This is a genomic window from Nonomuraea cypriaca, from assembly GCF_015645445.1.
Taxonomy (GTDB): Bacteria; Actinomycetota; Actinomycetes; order Streptosporangiales; family Streptosporangiaceae; genus Nonomuraea; species Nonomuraea cypriaca.
This window is the reverse complement of record NZ_JADOGI010000012.1, coordinates 71,439-87,126: the sequence shown is the minus strand read 5'-3', so window position 1 is coordinate 87,126 and position 15,688 is coordinate 71,439. Positions and strand designations below refer to the sequence as shown.

Genomic DNA, 15,688 nt, shown 5'->3' with positions numbered 1-15,688 from the left:
GGGGCGGCTCGGCCGGGGGCGGATACGGCCTCATGGGCATGCGCGAACGCGCCGAACTCCTCGGAGGCACGCTCTCGGCAGGCGAGCAGGGCGGCGCCTTCCTCGTCCACCTGAAGGTGCCGTCATGACCTCTCGCCCAGACTTCCCGGAGGTGCCCGTTATGACGAGGGTGATCGTGGTCGACGACCAGGCCGTGGTGCGCGAGGGCCTGGTGCTGCTGCTCGGCCTGCTGCCGGGCATCGAGGTGGCGGGCTCGGCGGGCGACGGCGCGGCGGCGCTCCGGCTGGTGGAGGAGCAGCGGCCGGACGTGGTGCTCATGGACCTCCGCATGCCTCGCATGGACGGCGTTGAGGCCACCGGGCGGATCCGGTCGGCTTACCCGGACACCCAGGTCGTGGTGCTCACCACGTATTCCGACGACGAGTCCGTCTTCGCGGCGCTGAGGGCGGGCGCGCGCGGCTTCCTCACCAAGGACGCCGACTCCGACGAGATCGCCAGGGCCGTCGCCACGGTGATGCGCGGCGACGCCCAACTCGACCCGACCGTGCAACGCCGCCTCCTCGACACCATGTCACCACCCCAGCCCGAGCCGCCTGTGCACCCCTCTGTGCCCGACGTCCGCCGCACCCCAGGGCGCGAGGACAGGCGGCAGGCCACCAGCGCCGGACGTCTGCCCGATGAGGCCGCTCCCGGCCTCCCCCGCCGAACGGACGGCGATCCGGCCGCCCGCGCGGTGGGCAAGCGGTCGCTGCCCGACGGACTGACCTCGCGCGAGGCCGACGTGCTGGCCCTCATCGCCGACGGCCTGTCGAACGCGGAGATCGCCGCCCGCCTTTACATCACGGAGGCGACCGTCAAGACCCACATCAACAACCTCTTCGCCAAGGCGCGCCTGCGTGACCGGGCTCAGGCCGTCACCTACGCGTATCGCTGCGGCCTCGCCCACCCGGGCCAGGCCCCGGAGCCCCCGCGTTGAGCTGGGACTCGGCGTCGAACCCGGCCAACTGCAGGAGCGTCTCCAGCGCCGCCTGCCTGGTCTCCTCGACCGAGCCGCCCCGCTCGCCGAAGCACTCGGCCGCCACGTCCAGCAGTGCGGTCACGACGGCCGCGTCGGGGTAAGGCACGTCGACCAGCACGGTGCCGTCGTCGTCCTCCTCACCAGGAGCCATGTGGCGGCGCAGCAGCCGCCGGGTCTCCTCAGCCACGGCAACCCCCAGCACCGCGGCCCGCTCGAATCGCTCAGAAGCACTCACGTCACCCTCCAGTCGCACAGGTGTTCGGGAATAGAAGGTAGACGCCGGCACCGACAAAAACCCCTACGCCCACGGGGATCCCGCCGCCCGCAGCCCGCAGCCGATGCCGCGCGATCATGACCGCGATCATGACTGCGATCGCGGCCACGATCATGGCCGCGCGGTGGGTGTGCGGAATGGCTACGCTCGAACGGTGTGTGCCTCGATCGTCAGCGTTGCCGACCTCACGGTGGAGCTCGGCGGCAATCCCGTCCTGCGGGGGATGGCGTTGACCGTGTCCCCTGGCGAGGTGGTGGCGGTGGTCGGGCCGAACGGGTCCGGCAAGTCCACCCTCCTGCGCTGCCTGGCCGGGCTGCAGCCCGTCACCTCCGGCGTGGTGCGGGTGTTCGGTGAGCCGCCGGCCGACGACTCCGCCTTCTGGCGGCGGGTCGCGCTGCTGAACGAGGAGCCCGCCTGGTATCCGGGGCTCACCGCGCGCGAGCACCTGGAGTTGATGGGAGCCGTACACGCGGAGACCCGTATGACGGTTGAGGCGGCACTGGAGGTGTTCGCCCTGGTGGAGCGGGCCGACGCGGCGCCGCTCAACCTGTCGACCGGGCAGCGTCAGCGCCTCGCGCTGGCCTCCACGCTGCTCAGGCCCAGCACGTTGCTGCTGCTCGACGAGCCTGAACGCGGCCTGGACACCGGTTTCCGCGGCCGCCTGGGCGACCTGCTCGGCGACTACGCGAGCGCGGGCGGCACCGTCGTCATGGCCACCCACGACGACCGCCTGGCCGCCCGCGCCCGCCAGATCTCACCGTCGGGAGTGGCCGCGTGAGACCCACAACCGGCCACGCCGGTCAGACCTCAAACACTGTCGGAGGTGGCCGCATGAGACCCGGAGCCGGAATCATGACCTCGGCGGCGCTTACCGGTGGGGCGGGGGCGGGCAGGTGAGTGCGTCCGAGGTGAGTGTGCGGTCGGTACGGGCCTTCGTACGGTCCCGCGGCCGGGCCAGGTCCACGGTGCTGGACCGGTACGTCACCGTCTTCTCCCTCGTGATGTTGGCCGCCGTGCTCGGCAACCCGGTCGCCGGCATGCTCGGCGGGCTGGCCGGGGCAGTCGATCCCACGCGGATGGGCGCAGGGATGGCGTTGATCGCGCTGAGCCTGGGCGGCTTCCTGGTCGCGGCCCGTGGGGCAGGGCCCGTGTGGTTGCCCGCCGCCGACGCCTCCTGGTTGTTGCTCTCGCCGCTGAACCGGCAGCGGCTGCTCGGGCGTACCGGGCGACTGCTGGGCACGGTCGCGGTGGTGGCGGGACTGGTGCTCGGGCTGGCGTTCCTGGCGGTGCTGGGCGCGCCCGACCAGTTGGTGTGGCGGGTGCTCGGCGCGCTGGTGCTGGGCGTCTCGGTGGTCGTGGGCGGGATGGCGGTGGCGGTGCTGGCCCAGGCGTCGCAGTCGTGGCAGTTCTGGCTGACGTTCGTGATGGTCGCCCTGCTGGGGCTGGCCGTGGTGGCGGTGAGCGGGCAGGCCCGTACCGTGCTGGCCATCGCCGCGGGCGCGCCCCTGCCCGCGGTGACCGCCGCGGTCTCGGGCGCCGCCGTCGCCGCCGCCGTGCTCCTACGGCAGGCGTGGACGTCGCTCGACCGGATCCCCGCCCGCACCCTCGTGGCGGCCTCGACCCGGGCCGGGCACCTGGCGAGCGCGGCCACGAGCCTCGACCCCGGCGCCCTCACCTGGATAGCCGAGGACAACCACTGGCGGGCCAGGACGCTGACCTCCCGGCGGTGGCCGTCACTGCCCGCGCCGCTCGCCCTGGCCTGGCAGGACTGGCGCCGCCTGGCCCGCAGGCCGGGGCGGATGGCGACCATGCTCGCGACGGCCGGGTTGCCTGCCGTGTTCGCTCAGGCGGGCGCCACCTCTGTGGCGCTCGGCGCCGCCGTCCTCCTGGGCGGGCTGGCCGTGGCGACGGCGAGCACGTCGGGCGCGCGCAGGGACAGGGACAACCCCGCCCTGGCCCGTCTGATGGGCGTGGGCCACCGCCCGGCCCTGACCGCCCGCGCGATCCTGCCCGCTGTGGTGAGCGGCGTCTGGGCGGCCGTCGCGCTGACAGGCGTCACCCTCGTCACCGGTGGGCCGGGGGTGTGGTGGCTGTTCGGGGTGGCGGCGGCGCCGGCGCTGGCCGCCGGTGCGCTGCGCATGGCCAGGCGGGGCCCGATCGACCACTCGATGCCGGTCATCGACACCCCCGGCGGCGCCATCCCGACCGGGGTGGCCACCTGGGCAGCCACCGGTGTGGACCTGGCTGTGCTCGGGTGCCTGCCCACCGCGATGGCGCTGCAGTCCGGGGCCGGGAATCCGGCCTCCTACCTGGTGGCTCAGGCGGTGGCCGGAGTGGCGGTGCTCGCCGCATTCGTGTGGCGCTCGCGCCCGGCCCGAACCGAGTCGACACCCCCGGCCGAACAGCCCAGAACCGCATGAAGGCGGGTCAGGCGACGTACAGGTCGCTCGGCACGCCGCCGTACGAGATCGTGCGGTCCTTGTGCATGCCGGCTCGTTCCGCCACCCTGCGGGACGGCTCGTTGACGTCGCGGATCACGGCCACCACCGTCCCGAGCTCCTTGCCGGCCCGCAGAGCCGCCTCGACGAGTTCCAGCGCGTACCCGTGGCCCCACGCCGACGGGCGGAAGCGGTAGTAGAGGTTCAGCACCTCGTCGCCGCCGATGACGGCGCGGCGCAGGCCCCCGAAGCCGAGCACCTCCGGCTCGTCCGCTCGCCGCACGGCCCAGTAGCCGAGCCCGCGTTCGGCCCAGTCGGCCAGCCAGAGGTCGAGCATGGCGCGACTGGACTCCAGGTCGACGATGGGGCCGTCGGGGTTGTACACGTTCGTACGTGGATCGGAGTGAATCTCATGGACGGCCGGGAGGTCATCGGGCGTGACCCGAGAAAGGACCAATCGTGCGGTACGCACCACTTCCATGTTTCTCAGCCTATTTGCTAGCATCGGTAGGCAATCGCTACCGATTGATAGGCAAAGAATGGACGTTCCCAGGATCCAGAACTCGCTCCGGCTCATCGCGCGCGGCCTTGAAGAACTGGCCGACGCCCTGGGAGAGCCGGGGGCGGACGAGGACGAGCGGACGGCGCAGGTCATCGAGGAATGGGGACGGCGCGGGCTGACCCAGAAGGAGGCGTCGGCGCTCTTCCGGCGGCACGGGTTCGCCCCGCAGACCACCGGCGGCTGGGCGCGCGGCGAGTGGGTGGAGATCGGCGGCGACGGCCTGCGGTATCTGACGGAAAAATCACGTATCTGGTTGAATGAGCGGTCATGACCTTTTCCACCCGCATCACCGTACGCGGCTACGAGATCGACATGCTGGGCCACGTCAACAACACCGTCTATTTCCAGTACGGCGAGCACGCCCGCTGGGAGTGCCTGCGCGCGGCGGGCGTGTCGCCGGACGATCTGATGAAGCAGGAGACCGCGCCCGTGGTCCTGGAGACCACCATCCGCTACCACCGCGAGTTGCGCCTCGGCGACGAGGTCGAGGTGACGTGCGCGTTCGAGTACGGAGAGGGCAAGACGTTCGCGTACCGGCAGGAGCTCAGGCGTGCGGACGGCAAGCTGGCGGCCGAGATGACCGGCGTCGCGGGCATAATGGATCTCCGGGCCCGCCGCCTGCTCGACGACCCGCGAGCACGCTGGCGCGAGCTCGCGAGCGACCCCGGCCCGCTCGGCTTGTGACGGCCTACTTCTTGGCCTTCTCGGCGCCGGAGTCGGTGGACAGCGCGGCGACGAAGGCCTCCTGGGGCACCTCGACCCGGCCGACCATCTTCATCCGCTTCTTGCCTTCCTTCTGCTTCTCCAGCAGCTTGCGCTTGCGGGAGATGTCACCGCCGTAGCACTTGGCCAGGACGTCCTTGCGGATGGCGCGGATGTTCTCGCGGGCGATGACCCTGGCTCCGATGGCAGCCTGGATGGGCACCTCGAACTGCTGCCTCGGGATCAGCTCACGCAGCTTCTTGGCCATGTCGACGCCGTAGGTGTAGGCCTTGTCCTTGTGCACGATGGCGCTGAAGGCGTCGACGGGCTCGCCCTGCAGCAGGATGTCGACCTTGACCAGCTCGCTCTCCTGCTCGCCCGCCGGCTCGTAGTCGAGCGAGGCGTAGCCGCGGGTGCGCGACTTGAGCTGGTCGAAGAAGTCGAAGATGATCTCGCCGAGGGGCAGCGTGTAGCGGATCTCGACGCGGTCCTCCGACAGGTAGTCCATGCCGAGCAGCTGCCCGCGCCGGCCCTGGCAGATCTCCATGATCGCGCCGATGAAGTCGGACGGCGCCAGGATCGTCGACTTCGTGACCGGCTCGAAGACCTGCGCGATCTTGCCGCCCGTCGGGAACTCCGACGGGTTGGTCACGGTGAGCTCCTTGCCGTCCTCCATGACCACGCGGTAGACCACGTTGGGCGCCGTCGAGATCAGCGACAGCCCGAACTCCCGCTCCAGCCGCTCCCGCACGATCTCCATGTGCAGCAGCCCGAGGAACCCGACACGGAACCCGAACCCGAGCGCCGCCGACGTCTCCGGCTCGTAGACCAGCGCGGCGTCGTTGAGCTGCAACTTGTCGAGCGCCTCGCGCAGCTCCGGATATTCGTCGCCGTCGATCGGATAGAGCCCGGAGAACACCATCGGCTTCGGGTGCTCGTAACCGGCCAGCATCTTCTGGGCCGGCTTGGCCGCGGCGGTGACGGTGTCGCCGACGCGCGACTGGCGCACGTCCTTCACGCCGGTGATGAGGTAGCCCACCTCGCCGACGCCCAGGCCGAGGTCGGCGATCTTCGGCTCGGGCGAGATGACGCCGATCTCCAGCGTCTCGTGGGTGGCCATGGTGGACATCATCAGGATGCGCTCACGCTTGCCCAGGTGCCCGTCGATGACCCGGACGTACGTGATCACGCCGCGGTAGGTGTCGTAGACGGAGTCGAAGATCAGCGCCCGCGCGGCCTCGTCGGCGTCGCCCACCGGCGCGGGGACGGTCTGGACCACGTGGTCGAGCAGCTCGCGCACGCCCACGCCGGTCTTACCGGACACCTTGAGCACGTCGGACGGGTCGCACCCGATCAGCCCGGCCAGCTCCTCGGCGAACTTCTCCGGCTGCGCCGCGGGCAGGTCGATCTTGTTGAGCACGGGGATGATGTGCAGGTCGGCGTTCATGGCCAGGTAGAGGTTGGCCAGGGTCTGCGCCTCGATGCCCTGGGCCGCGTCGACCAGCAGGATCGCGCCCTCGCACGCCTGCAGCGACCTCGACACCTCGTAGGTGAAGTCGACGTGCCCGGGGGTGTCGATCATGTTGAGCACGTGGCCGTCCCACGGCAGCCGCACGGCCTGCGACTTGATCGTGATGCCGCGTTCGCGCTCGATGTCCATCCTGTCGAGATACTGGGCGCGCATGGAACGGTCGTCGACCACGCCGGTGATCTGCAGCATCCGGTCGGCAAGCGTTGACTTGCCGTGGTCGATGTGCGCGATGATGCAGAAGTTGCGGATCAACGCGGGGTCGGTCTGGCCAGGCTGAGTGCGCACCGAAGTCCGTTTCGACAGGGTTGAGGTCAAGCAGTCTTTCATGGTGACATGCCCGGGTGACTTCCCGAACCGTCATCCGCCGCGGCCTGCGCCTGCTCACGCTTGCCTTGGCCATCGTGGTGGCGCTGGCCGGCCTCCTCGCCGCCGCGCTCCGCCTTCAGTTTACCGGCGCCCCCGAGGACTGGGCGAAGAGCACCGGCAACGACGCCCTCTGGCTGGGGCACATGTGGGTGGACGGCCGCCGCACGGAGCAGGATGTCGAGCGGTTGGCGGTACGGCTGCGCACCACGGGCATCAAGGACGTGTACGTCCACTCCGGCCCCTTCGAGTGGGATGGCCGATTAGATCCAGCCAAATACCCCAACGCCGGAAATTTCGTGAAATGGATGCGGAAGCACCTCCCCGCCATCCGCATCTCCGCCTGGCTCGGCCAGAGCGTCGACAACGGCCTCGACCTCGACGACCCCAAGTCCCGCGAGAACGTCCTGGCCGGCGTCGCCGCCATCATGAAGGCCGGCTACGACGGCATCCACTACAACTTCGAGCCGATCGGCGACGGCGACACGGAGTTCCTCGACCTGCTGGACCGGACCAGGCAGCACACGCGTCTGCTGTCCACCTCGACTCCGCAGATCGAGCCGTACCCGCTGATGCGCCTGGCCGCCAGGGTGATCCTGACCCACGACAAGTACTGGTCCCAGAGCTACTTCAAGCAGGTCGTGGACCGCGTGGACCAGGTGGCGATCATGACGTACGACTCCTTCACCCCGCTCGAGTCCCTGTACGGCGGCTACGTGACCCGGCAGGCCGGACTGGCCCTGGACCTGGTCCCCGACGACAAGTCCCTGTACATCGGCGCCCCCGCCTACCACGACCACGGCATAGCATGGTCGGACGCCGCCGAGAGCGTCGCCACCGCGGCCGAGGGCGCCCGGCTGGCGCTGTCGGACCACGGCCGCCGCGAGCGCTTCGGGCTGGCCCTCTACGTGGACTTCGCGGCCACGGAGGAGGACTGGCGGGAATACATGACGCGCTGGCGTTGATTTGAGCAGCCGCCCGAATTATTGGTAACCTGTGAAACTGCGTGTGGCGCGCCCTCTCTCGAGCCCGCGCGCCCATCCATCACTCAGACTTTCACCGAGGCTTCTTCGTGGCGAACATCAAGTCCCAGATCAAGCGCAACAAGCAGAACGAGAAGGCTCGTCTGCGCAACAAGGCGGTCAAGTCGTCTCTGAAGACGGCTGTCCGCAAGTTCCGCGAGGCCGCCGAGCAGGGCGACGTCCAGGAGGCCATCGTGCTGCAGCGGGCCGCCGCCCGTCAGCTCGACAAGGCCGTCAGCAAGGGCGTCATCCACAAGAACCAGGCCGCCAACCGCAAGTCCGCGATCGCCAAGCAGGCCGCGACCCTGGCCGCCAAGTAAGACCAACCCAGAACGCCGCACTCCACACCGGGAGTGCGGCGTTCTGCTGTGTTCGTGGCAGGTCGGGGCTGTACGACGCGTTCCCCGACCCGTTCGCCGGTCACCCCCTGATGACGACGGTGCCCGGCGTCCCACAGACCTGGCTCCTCGGGTCGAGCCCCAACGGATCCGGCCTGGCCGCCGGGCTCGGCATCGGCTGCACGTTCGCCGGGTTCATCAACCCCACGGGCGCGGCGCCGGCACTGCGCCACTACCGCGAGAGCTTCCGGCCTCAGGGGTTCGGCCTCGAGCGACCGCGCGCGATGCTCGCGGTCAACGTCACCGTCGGCGACACGGCCGCCGAGGGCCGCCATCTGGCGGGCTCCGCGAAGGGCTACAACGCCCGCCTGGGTCGCGCGGCCGCGCCGCCGGAGACGTCACCGTGCCGCCGCCGGACGAGCCGCGCGCGAGATGACCGACTCCCAACTGCAGGAGCCGACGGCGATCGTGGACGGCCGGTGGCCCAGGTTCGTCGCCGGCGGGCCCGGCGACGTGCGCGCCACGCTGGAGCGGATGCTCGAGGAGAGCGGCGCCGACGAGTTGATGGTCCAGGACCTGATCGCCGACCCCGCGGCCCGCCGCCACAGCCACGACCTGCTCGCCGGGATGTTCGACCTGACGCCGCGACGCCCCTCCCCCACCGTCACGGCCGTCGGCTGACCTTACGGCCGGGCTGACGGCAGCACGACCTACGGCGGTCGGCGCTCCCTCGCTGTGTCACGGTTTCGATATCACATCGTCATACCGGGTGAGTCACCGTTGCTGAGATCGTCTTGCTTGCGCTCCGACACCTGGACGAAGGTGCTCTAAGCGGGCGAAGGGGGACGCATGCGGGGGCCGTTGGTCGTCAAACGGGCGTTTAGCGAGCCGCTGCTCCTCCTGGCCGCGTTCGGGTCGATCCTGCTGGCCACCACCACGCTCGTCACGCTGACCATGTACGCCTCCTCCATCGCCGACGCGGGCGTACGCAGGACGATGGAGACGGCCTCCTATCGCCAGACCGCGGCCACCATCAGCGCCCCCGTGACGGCGGACACCTTCCCCAGGTACGACCAGGCGGTACGCGCCGAACTCGGCAGGGCGTACGGCGAACCGCCCGCCGTCACCACCAGCTTCCGCTCGGACTCCTTCGTCATGCCGGGCCAGGAGCGCCGGGAGCGGCCTGAGCTGCTCAGGTTCGGCGGCTACGACGGGCTCGACCGGCACGCCAGGCTGGTCGCCGGCACGTGGCCGAAGGCCGGCCGGGACACAGTGGAGGCCGCGATCTCGTTGTCGGCCGCCTCGGCGACCGGATTCGCGGCCGGCCAGGAGTTCACCACCCGAGGCCGGCTCGACCCGCGCCCGGTCCGGGTCCGCATCGTCGGGGTGTTCCAGCTCAACGACCCGTTCGGTGAGCGCTGGGCCGGCGAGCAACTGCTCAGCAGGGGCGTGGAGCGCGGCGAGTTCACGACGTACGGGCCGCTGATGGTGGCGCGCGAGACGTTCGTGGCGCGCTTCGCGACCAGCGTGAACGCCACCTGGACCGCCGTGCCCGACCTGAGCGCGCTGACGCCGGAGCAGTTGCGCCCGCTGGCGGGCGCGATCGGGCAGGTGGGCGAGCGGCTGAAGGCGGCGGGCTGCGCGAGCTGCGTGACCGCCACCCGGTTGCCCGAGATCCTGACTCAGCTCGACACCGCGTCGTTGGTGGCCCGCTCCACGATGCTCATCCCGGTGCTGCAATTGCTGCTGCTGGCCGCGTACGCGCTGATGCTCACCGCGCGACTGCTCGCCGACCACCGGCGCATGGAGGTGGCGCTGCTGCGGTCGCGCGGCGCGGGCACGGTGCGGCTGGCCGCGCTGGCGGGTGGGGAGGCGCTGCTGGTGGCGGTGCCGTGCGCGGTCATCGCGCCGTTCCTCGGGCCGCCGCTGCTCACGCTGGTCAACCTGCTGCCGTGGATCAGGGCCTCGGGGGTACGCCTCGCGCCGGCGGCCGATCTGGGAACGTTCCTCGTGTCGTTCGGCGTGGCGCTGGCCGCGGCCGTGCTGCTGATGCTGCCGGCACTGGCAGGGGCGCGGCGTACGTACGTGGAGGAGCAGTCGGCGCGCGGGCGCGGCGGCGGGCGCGGGCTGGTCCAGCGCGCGGGCGCCGACGTGGCGCTGCTGGTCGTGGCCGGGCTGGCGATCTGGCAGTTGCGGCGCTACGGCGCGCCGGTGACCACGACGGCGGCCGGCGAGCTGGGCATCGACCCGCTCATCATCTCCGGGCCCGCGCTGGCCCTGCTCACGGGCGGCATGCTGGGACTGCGGCTGGTGCCGCGCATCTCGAGGCTGGCCGAGCGGCTGACCTCCAGGCGGCCGGCGCTCGCCCCCGCACTGGGGGCGTGGCAGGTGAGCAGGCGGCCGCTCAAGTACGCCGGGCCCGCGCTGCTGCTCACCATGGCGATCGCGATCGGCATCGTGTCCATGGCGACCGCGGCCACCTGGCGGGACTCGCAGCTCGACCAGGCCCGCCACCAGGCCGGGGCCGATCTGCGGCTGTCCGGGCCGCCGGACGGTCCCGAGCTGGGGGCGTTCGGGCGCGGGACGGCGTTCGCCGCGCTGCCCGGCGTCACCGCGGCCAGCCCCGGGTTCCGCGGGCAGACCGAGGTGAGCGGCGAGAACGCGGTGCTGATCGGCGTCGAGGCGGGCAAGCTGGGCGAGTTGTTCCGGCTGCGTCCGGATCTGTCCGCGCAGTCGCTCTCCGAGATGTCGCGCGGGCTGGTGGGAGCGCAGGCGGGCAAGCTGGACATTCCCGGGCAGCCCGCCACGCTCACCGTGCGCGCCGACGTGGACGCGGACGCACAGGTGCGGCTGGTGCTCTCCGACGCGCTCGGGGTCTGGCGGGACCTGTCGCTGGGCGTGCTCAGGCGCGGTGACCATCGGATCGACGTCGATCTGCGGGCGCCGGCCGGGCGTACCGGGAAGATCACGTATCCGCTGTCGCTGCGCGGCCTCGTCGCGAGCGCGCCCGACGGCGCCGCGAACCTGACCCTGACCGGCCTCCGTGCCGACGGCCGCGACCTGGCGGCACCCCCGATCTCGATGGCGATCAGTGGTACGTGGCCCGCCGTCGGCGTCTTCGCGCCGCCGCCCCCGCCGGAACCGCTGCCCGTGGTGCTCACCGCCGACCTGGCCGCCTCGCTCAAGATGTCCGCCGGGCAGATCGGACGGGCCAGCATCGATCGCAGGGTCCTCGACATCAAGGTGGTGGCCGTGGTGGACAGCATGCCGACCACCACGGCCGGCCAGCCGGCCGTGCTCGCCGACTGGGGGACGATGCAGGCGTACGAGCTGGCCGCCGCGCAGGTGCCCAGGCCTGCCACGGAGTGGTGGCTGGCCGGCGACGGCAGCGCGGCGGTGAACGCGCTCAAGGGCAAGCCCGAGTGGGACGTCACCACGTTCGACCAGCGCGAGCTGGCGGCCAGGTTGCAGGACGACCCGCTGGCCAGCGGGCTGCAGGGGGCGTTGATGCTCGGGTTCGCGGCGGCGCTGGTGTTCGCGGCGCTCGGGTTCCTGGTGAACGCGGCCGTCGCGGCGCGGGAGCGGATGACCGAGTTCGCGATCCTGCGGGCGCTCGGGGTGAGCTCCAGGCAGGTGTTCGGGATGCTGGCGATCGAGCAGGCGTTCGTCATCGTGTTGTCGCTGGCGGCGGGCACCGGGCTCGCGGTGGTCGTCGGTGTCCTGGTCGTGCCGCACATCGTGCTGACCGGGCAGGCCTCGGCCGTCACGCCGGACGTGGTGCTCGACATCCCGTGGGCGGCCACGGCGGCGATGCTGGTGGCGGTGGCCGCGGTGCTGCTCGCCATCGTCGCCGGGCTGGCGCGCAACGTGCGCCGGCGGGGGCTCGGACTCCGGGAGGAACAGTGAGGATTCCGCTGCTCGCCCGGGCGCACCTCGGCACGGTCGCCGTGCTCTTCCTGCTCACGCTGGTCGCGTGCCTGCTCGTCGCGGGCCTGCCCAGGGCGATGCAGGCGTCGTTCGACGAGGCGCTGCGGCGGTCGCTGGGCGACGCCCCCGCCGTGCAGGCAGACCTGACCGTGACCGTGGAGTCGCACTCGTGGCAGGAGGATCTGCGCGAACGCGCCCAGTTCGACACCCGCGACCGCCGCTGGCGCGGGCTCCTGCCCCCGGCGCTGCGGCCCCTGGTGGCGTCCGGCGGCCACATGAGCGCCAAGACGACGCTCACGCCGGTCACCGGAACGGGCGGGCGTACGTTCGTCAATCTCGGCTGGTTGTCCGACGCCGACCGGCGCGTGGACTGGGTCAGCGGCCGCGCGCCCGGCGCGCCGCTCACCATGCGGTACGAGGGCGAGACGATCCCCGTGTTCGAGGTGGGCGTCGTCGAGGAGGCCCTGCGCGACATGGGCCTGCGGGTCGGCCAGACGACCATGGTCGGCGAGAGCGACTACGCCGCCGTGCGGATCGTAGGCGTGTTCGCGGCCAAGGACCCGGACGACCGCTACTGGAGCCACAACTCCGACATGCTGCACGTCACCCGGCTGCTGCCGCAGGGTGAGATGGATTTCGAGAAGCACATCACGACGCTGATCCCCGAAGCGGCGCTGAGCGCGCTCAGCGGCGAGGGGCGCAACCTGTCCTACAACTGGGTCCTGCCGGTCGGCGCCGCGGGGGCGAGCGCGCTGGCCGCGCCGGCCATAGACGCGGCGGTCGCCGAGTTCGGCCGGGTGCTGGCGATTCAATCTTCCGGCCAGTCGTCCGGCGGCGCCAGTGCCTACCACCTGCAGACCGGGCTGCCCAAGCTGCTCGGCGACTTCCTCGCCGCGCTGGCCACCGCGCAGACCGTGATGTACCTGGTGCTGGGCGGCCTGTTGGCGGTGGCGCTCGGCGTGATCGTGCTGGGCACGCGACTGCTGGCCGAGCGGATGGACCACACACTGGGCCTGGCGCGGGCGCGCGGCGGGTCGCTGTGGCAGGTGGCGGGCGCCGGCGCGGCGCTCGCGGGGCTCGCGGTGGTGCCCGCGGCTCTCGCCGGGTACGCGTTGTCCGCCCTCGTGCCCGGTCCCGTGCTGCCGATCGTGCCCGCGGGGCCCGTGATCGTGGTGGTCGTGGCCGTCGGGTTCGCCACGGCGCGACCGGCCGTCACGCATCGGGCGCCGCTGCGCGAACGGCGTGCCGACGTGGCCGCCGCCCGGCCTTCCGCCCGGCGGGTCACGCTGGAGGTGCTGGTGGTCGTGCTCGCGCTGGCGGGGGCGTACCTGCTGCGGGCCCGGGGGTTGTCGGCCTCGGCCGGGCAGGACCCGTTCCTGCTGCTCGTGCCGATCGCGCTGACGCTGGCCGCGGCGCTGGTCACGTTGCGCTGCTACCCCTACCCCTTGCGGCTGCTCGTACGGCTGACCGCGCGCGGGCGGGCGGCGGTGCCGTTCCTGGGACTGACCAGGGCGGCCAGGGCGCGGTCCGGCAGTGTGCTGCCGGTGCTGATCCTGCTGCCCGCGCTGGGCGTGTCGGTGTTCGCGGCGGTGATCGCCGATGGGATCGCCGGCACCCAGCAGGTGGCCTCCTGGCAGCGCGTGGGGGCACCGATCAAGATGACCTCGGACATCGAGATCCCGGCCGCCGCCGTCGAGCGGGTCCGCAGGACCGCCGGCGTGGAGCTCGTGGTGCCCGCGCAGACCGCCCGCGTCCAGATCGGGTACGGCACCGAGCGGGCCGACGCCATCGCCGTGGACGTGGCGCAGTGGCGGCGGCTCATGGAGGGAGCGCCCGTCGGCCTGCCCGCGTCGTCCGACGGGGCGCTGGTCTCCCCCGAACTGCGGGGACGCGGGACGATCGAGATCGGCTGGCAGTCGCGGGTGAAACTGCCGTCGCGGGGCGTGATCGAGTCGGTGCCCGGCTTCTACGCCACCGGCAAGTTCCTCGTCGTGCCCATGAGCACGCTGACCAGGCCCGCGGTGAACACGCTGCTCATCAAGGGGAACGCCGCACCCGCAGACCTGGCGCGACTCGTCCCGTCTGCCACCGTGGAGTCCCGGTCACGGGCTCTGGCGGCGATCACGGACGACCCGCTCACCAGCACCGTGCGCTCGACGTTGCTGGTGGTGACGGTCGCGCTGGCGGGATACGCGCTGGTCGCCGTCGTCCTGACGCTGGCGGCCGGGGCCGCCGACCGGGCCAGGGCCGTATCATTCCTGCGTACGCTCGGGTTGTCCGACCGGCAGGCGCGGCGGCTGACCGTTCTGGAGGTCCTGCCCGTGATCGTCGTCACCGCGCTGGTCGGGCTCGGACTGGGCCTCGGCCTGCCCGCCGTGCTCGGGCCTGGCGTGGACCTGTCGTCGTACGCCGGCGACCTGCCCGTCGGCGACTACTCGACCGACCTGGTGACGCCCAGCGCCTTGGCGGCCGGGCTCGCCGCCGTCGCCGTGCTCGGCGCGTACGCGCACACCGCCATCAGCCGCCGCCGCGCCCTCGGCGCCGTCCTGCGAGTGGGGGATCTCTCTTGAATCCGACCCTGTCCGAGCTGGAAGCCCAGGCAACGCGGAAGAAGGCCGCGTTCGGCGGCGACGCGCACATCGTCTGCGACAACCTGGTACGCATCTACAAGACCGAGGGCGTCGAGGTCGTCGCGCTGCAGGGGCTCGACCTGGTGATCGACAGGGGCGAGCTGGTCGCCGTCGTCGGCGCGTCGGGGTCGGGCAAGTCGACGCTGCTCAACGTGCTGTCCGGGCTGGACGTGCCGACGGCCGGGGTGGCCAGGGTGGCGGGCATGGACCTGCTGTCGATGAGCGCTCGTGACCGGCTGCGGTACCGGCGTTCCGTGGTCGGGTTCGTCTGGCAGCAGACGGCGCGCAACCTGCTGCCGTACCTCTCCGCGAGGGAGAACGTCGAGCTGCCGATGCGGCTGGCGGGCTCCGGGCGGGCGCGGCGGGAGCGGGCGGTGGAGTTGCTGGAGTTGCTGGGCGTGGGCTACTGCGCCAGCCGCAAAATTCTGGAAATGTCGGGCGGTGAGCAGCAGCGCGTGGCCATCGCCGTCGCGCTGGCGAACTCCCCGCAACTCATCCTGGCCGACGAGCCCACGGGCGAGCTGGACAGCGAGACGTCCGAGCAGGTGTTCGACGCGTTGCGCAAGGCCAACAGGGAACTGGAGGTGACCGTGGTCATCGTGACGCACGACCCGCTGGTGTCGGAGCAGGTGGACCGTACGGTCGGCATCCGCGACGGGCGTACCAGCAGCGAGACGCTGCGGCGCGCGGATGCAGAGGGTCAGATCATCGCCGAGGAGTACGCCGTGCTCGACCGGGTGGGGCGGTTGCAGCTGCCCCGCGACTTCATGAGCGCCCTGGCCATGGAGCGGCGGGTGCGCCTCGAACTCGAATCCGACCACATCGGCGTGTGGCCCGCCCGAGAGGAGCCGTCCGGTGACTGATTCGGCCTTTCGTCCGGTGC

Annotated in this window: 14 protein-coding genes and 1 pseudogene; 12 read left to right on the top strand and 3 right to left on the bottom strand. The window is 71.7% G+C overall.

The window, feature by feature from the left end; all coding sequences use genetic code 11:
* Nucleotides 1-124: 124 nt before the first annotated feature.
* Nucleotides 125-976, top strand: coding sequence for a response regulator transcription factor (locus ITP53_RS57065; protein WP_236050504.1), 852 nt, complete (start codon nucleotides 125-127; stop codon nucleotides 974-976).
* Here the strand turns inward: ITP53_RS57065 and ITP53_RS06390 are convergent.
* Complete coding sequence (locus ITP53_RS06390) at nucleotides 915-1,253, bottom strand: hypothetical protein (RefSeq protein ID WP_195894352.1); 339 nt, start codon at nucleotides 1,251-1,253, stop codon at nucleotides 915-917. The genes ITP53_RS57065 and ITP53_RS06390 overlap by 62 nt on opposite strands.
* A gap of 193 nt (nucleotides 1,254-1,446) precedes the next feature.
* Here ITP53_RS06390 and ccmA point away from each other — a divergent pair, with 193 nt between their 5' ends.
* Together ccmA and ITP53_RS06380 are read left to right on the top strand one after the other, a co-directional pair.
* Nucleotides 1,447-2,070, top strand: a complete 624-nt coding sequence (ccmA, locus tag ITP53_RS06385; RefSeq protein WP_328814134.1) for a heme ABC exporter ATP-binding protein CcmA — start codon at nucleotides 1,447-1,449, stop codon at nucleotides 2,068-2,070.
* A gap of 130 nt (nucleotides 2,071-2,200) precedes the next feature.
* Entirely contained in the window at nucleotides 2,201-3,712 is a 1,512-nt protein-coding gene (locus tag ITP53_RS06380) for a DUF6297 family protein (protein ID WP_207755581.1), read from the top strand.
* Between the two features lie 7 nt (nucleotides 3,713-3,719).
* Here the strand turns inward: ITP53_RS06380 and ITP53_RS06375 are convergent, their stop codons facing one another.
* Nucleotides 3,720-4,211 carry a GNAT family N-acetyltransferase gene (locus ITP53_RS06375; protein ID WP_236050503.1) on the bottom strand — a complete coding sequence of 164 codons (492 nt, stop codon included), beginning with the start codon at nucleotides 4,209-4,211 and terminating at the stop codon, nucleotides 3,720-3,722.
* 58 nt (nucleotides 4,212-4,269) lie between these two features.
* Here ITP53_RS06375 and ITP53_RS06370 point away from each other — a divergent pair, with 58 nt between their 5' ends.
* Entirely contained in the window at nucleotides 4,270-4,563 is a 294-nt protein-coding gene (locus tag ITP53_RS06370) for a hypothetical protein (protein WP_195894349.1), read from the top strand.
* Nucleotides 4,560-4,976, top strand: a complete 417-nt coding sequence (locus ITP53_RS06365) for an acyl-CoA thioesterase (protein WP_195894348.1) — start codon at nucleotides 4,560-4,562, stop codon at nucleotides 4,974-4,976. Before ITP53_RS06370 ends, ITP53_RS06365 begins: the two co-directional genes overlap by 4 nt.
* Before the next feature lie 4 nt (nucleotides 4,977-4,980).
* Here ITP53_RS06365 and lepA read toward each other — a convergent pair whose 3' ends face one another.
* Nucleotides 4,981-6,852: a translation elongation factor 4 gene (lepA, locus tag ITP53_RS06360; RefSeq protein WP_207755580.1), complete on the bottom strand. Its 1,872-nt coding sequence runs from the start codon at nucleotides 6,850-6,852 to the stop codon at nucleotides 4,981-4,983.
* Between the two features lie 14 nt (nucleotides 6,853-6,866).
* On the opposite strand from lepA, the gene ITP53_RS06355 reads away from it, so the two are divergent.
* From ITP53_RS06355 to ITP53_RS06330, 7 genes and pseudogenes are all read left to right on the top strand, one after another.
* A complete protein-coding gene (locus ITP53_RS06355) occupies nucleotides 6,867-7,853 on the top strand; it encodes a glycoside hydrolase family 18 protein (RefSeq protein WP_195894346.1) in 987 nt (328 codons plus the stop codon).
* A 107-nt stretch (nucleotides 7,854-7,960) separates the two neighbouring features.
* Nucleotides 7,961-8,230, top strand: coding sequence for a 30S ribosomal protein S20 (rpsT, locus tag ITP53_RS06350; RefSeq protein WP_195894358.1), 270 nt, complete (start codon nucleotides 7,961-7,963; stop codon nucleotides 8,228-8,230).
* Between the two features lie 110 nt (nucleotides 8,231-8,340).
* Nucleotides 8,341-8,664, top strand: a pseudogene (locus ITP53_RS60975) (LLM class flavin-dependent oxidoreductase); the annotation flags it as partial.
* 16 nt (nucleotides 8,665-8,680) lie between these two features.
* Nucleotides 8,681-8,929 carry a hypothetical protein gene (locus tag ITP53_RS55850; protein ID WP_207755579.1) on the top strand — a complete coding sequence of 83 codons (249 nt, stop codon included), beginning with the start codon at nucleotides 8,681-8,683 and terminating at the stop codon, nucleotides 8,927-8,929.
* A gap of 168 nt (nucleotides 8,930-9,097) precedes the next feature.
* Nucleotides 9,098-12,154 carry an ABC transporter permease gene (locus tag ITP53_RS06340; RefSeq protein WP_195894345.1) on the top strand — a complete coding sequence of 1,019 codons (3,057 nt, stop codon included), beginning with the start codon at nucleotides 9,098-9,100 and terminating at the stop codon, nucleotides 12,152-12,154.
* A complete protein-coding gene (locus ITP53_RS06335; RefSeq protein WP_195894344.1) occupies nucleotides 12,151-14,745 on the top strand; it encodes an FtsX-like permease family protein in 2,595 nt (864 codons plus the stop codon). The genes ITP53_RS06340 and ITP53_RS06335 overlap by 4 nt, the downstream gene beginning before the upstream one ends.
* On the top strand, nucleotides 14,742-15,668 hold the full coding sequence (locus tag ITP53_RS06330) for an ABC transporter ATP-binding protein (RefSeq protein ID WP_195894343.1): 927 nt from the start codon (nucleotides 14,742-14,744) through the stop codon (nucleotides 15,666-15,668). Before ITP53_RS06335 ends, ITP53_RS06330 begins: the two co-directional genes overlap by 4 nt.
* The last annotated feature ends 20 nt before the right edge of the window (nucleotides 15,669-15,688 follow it).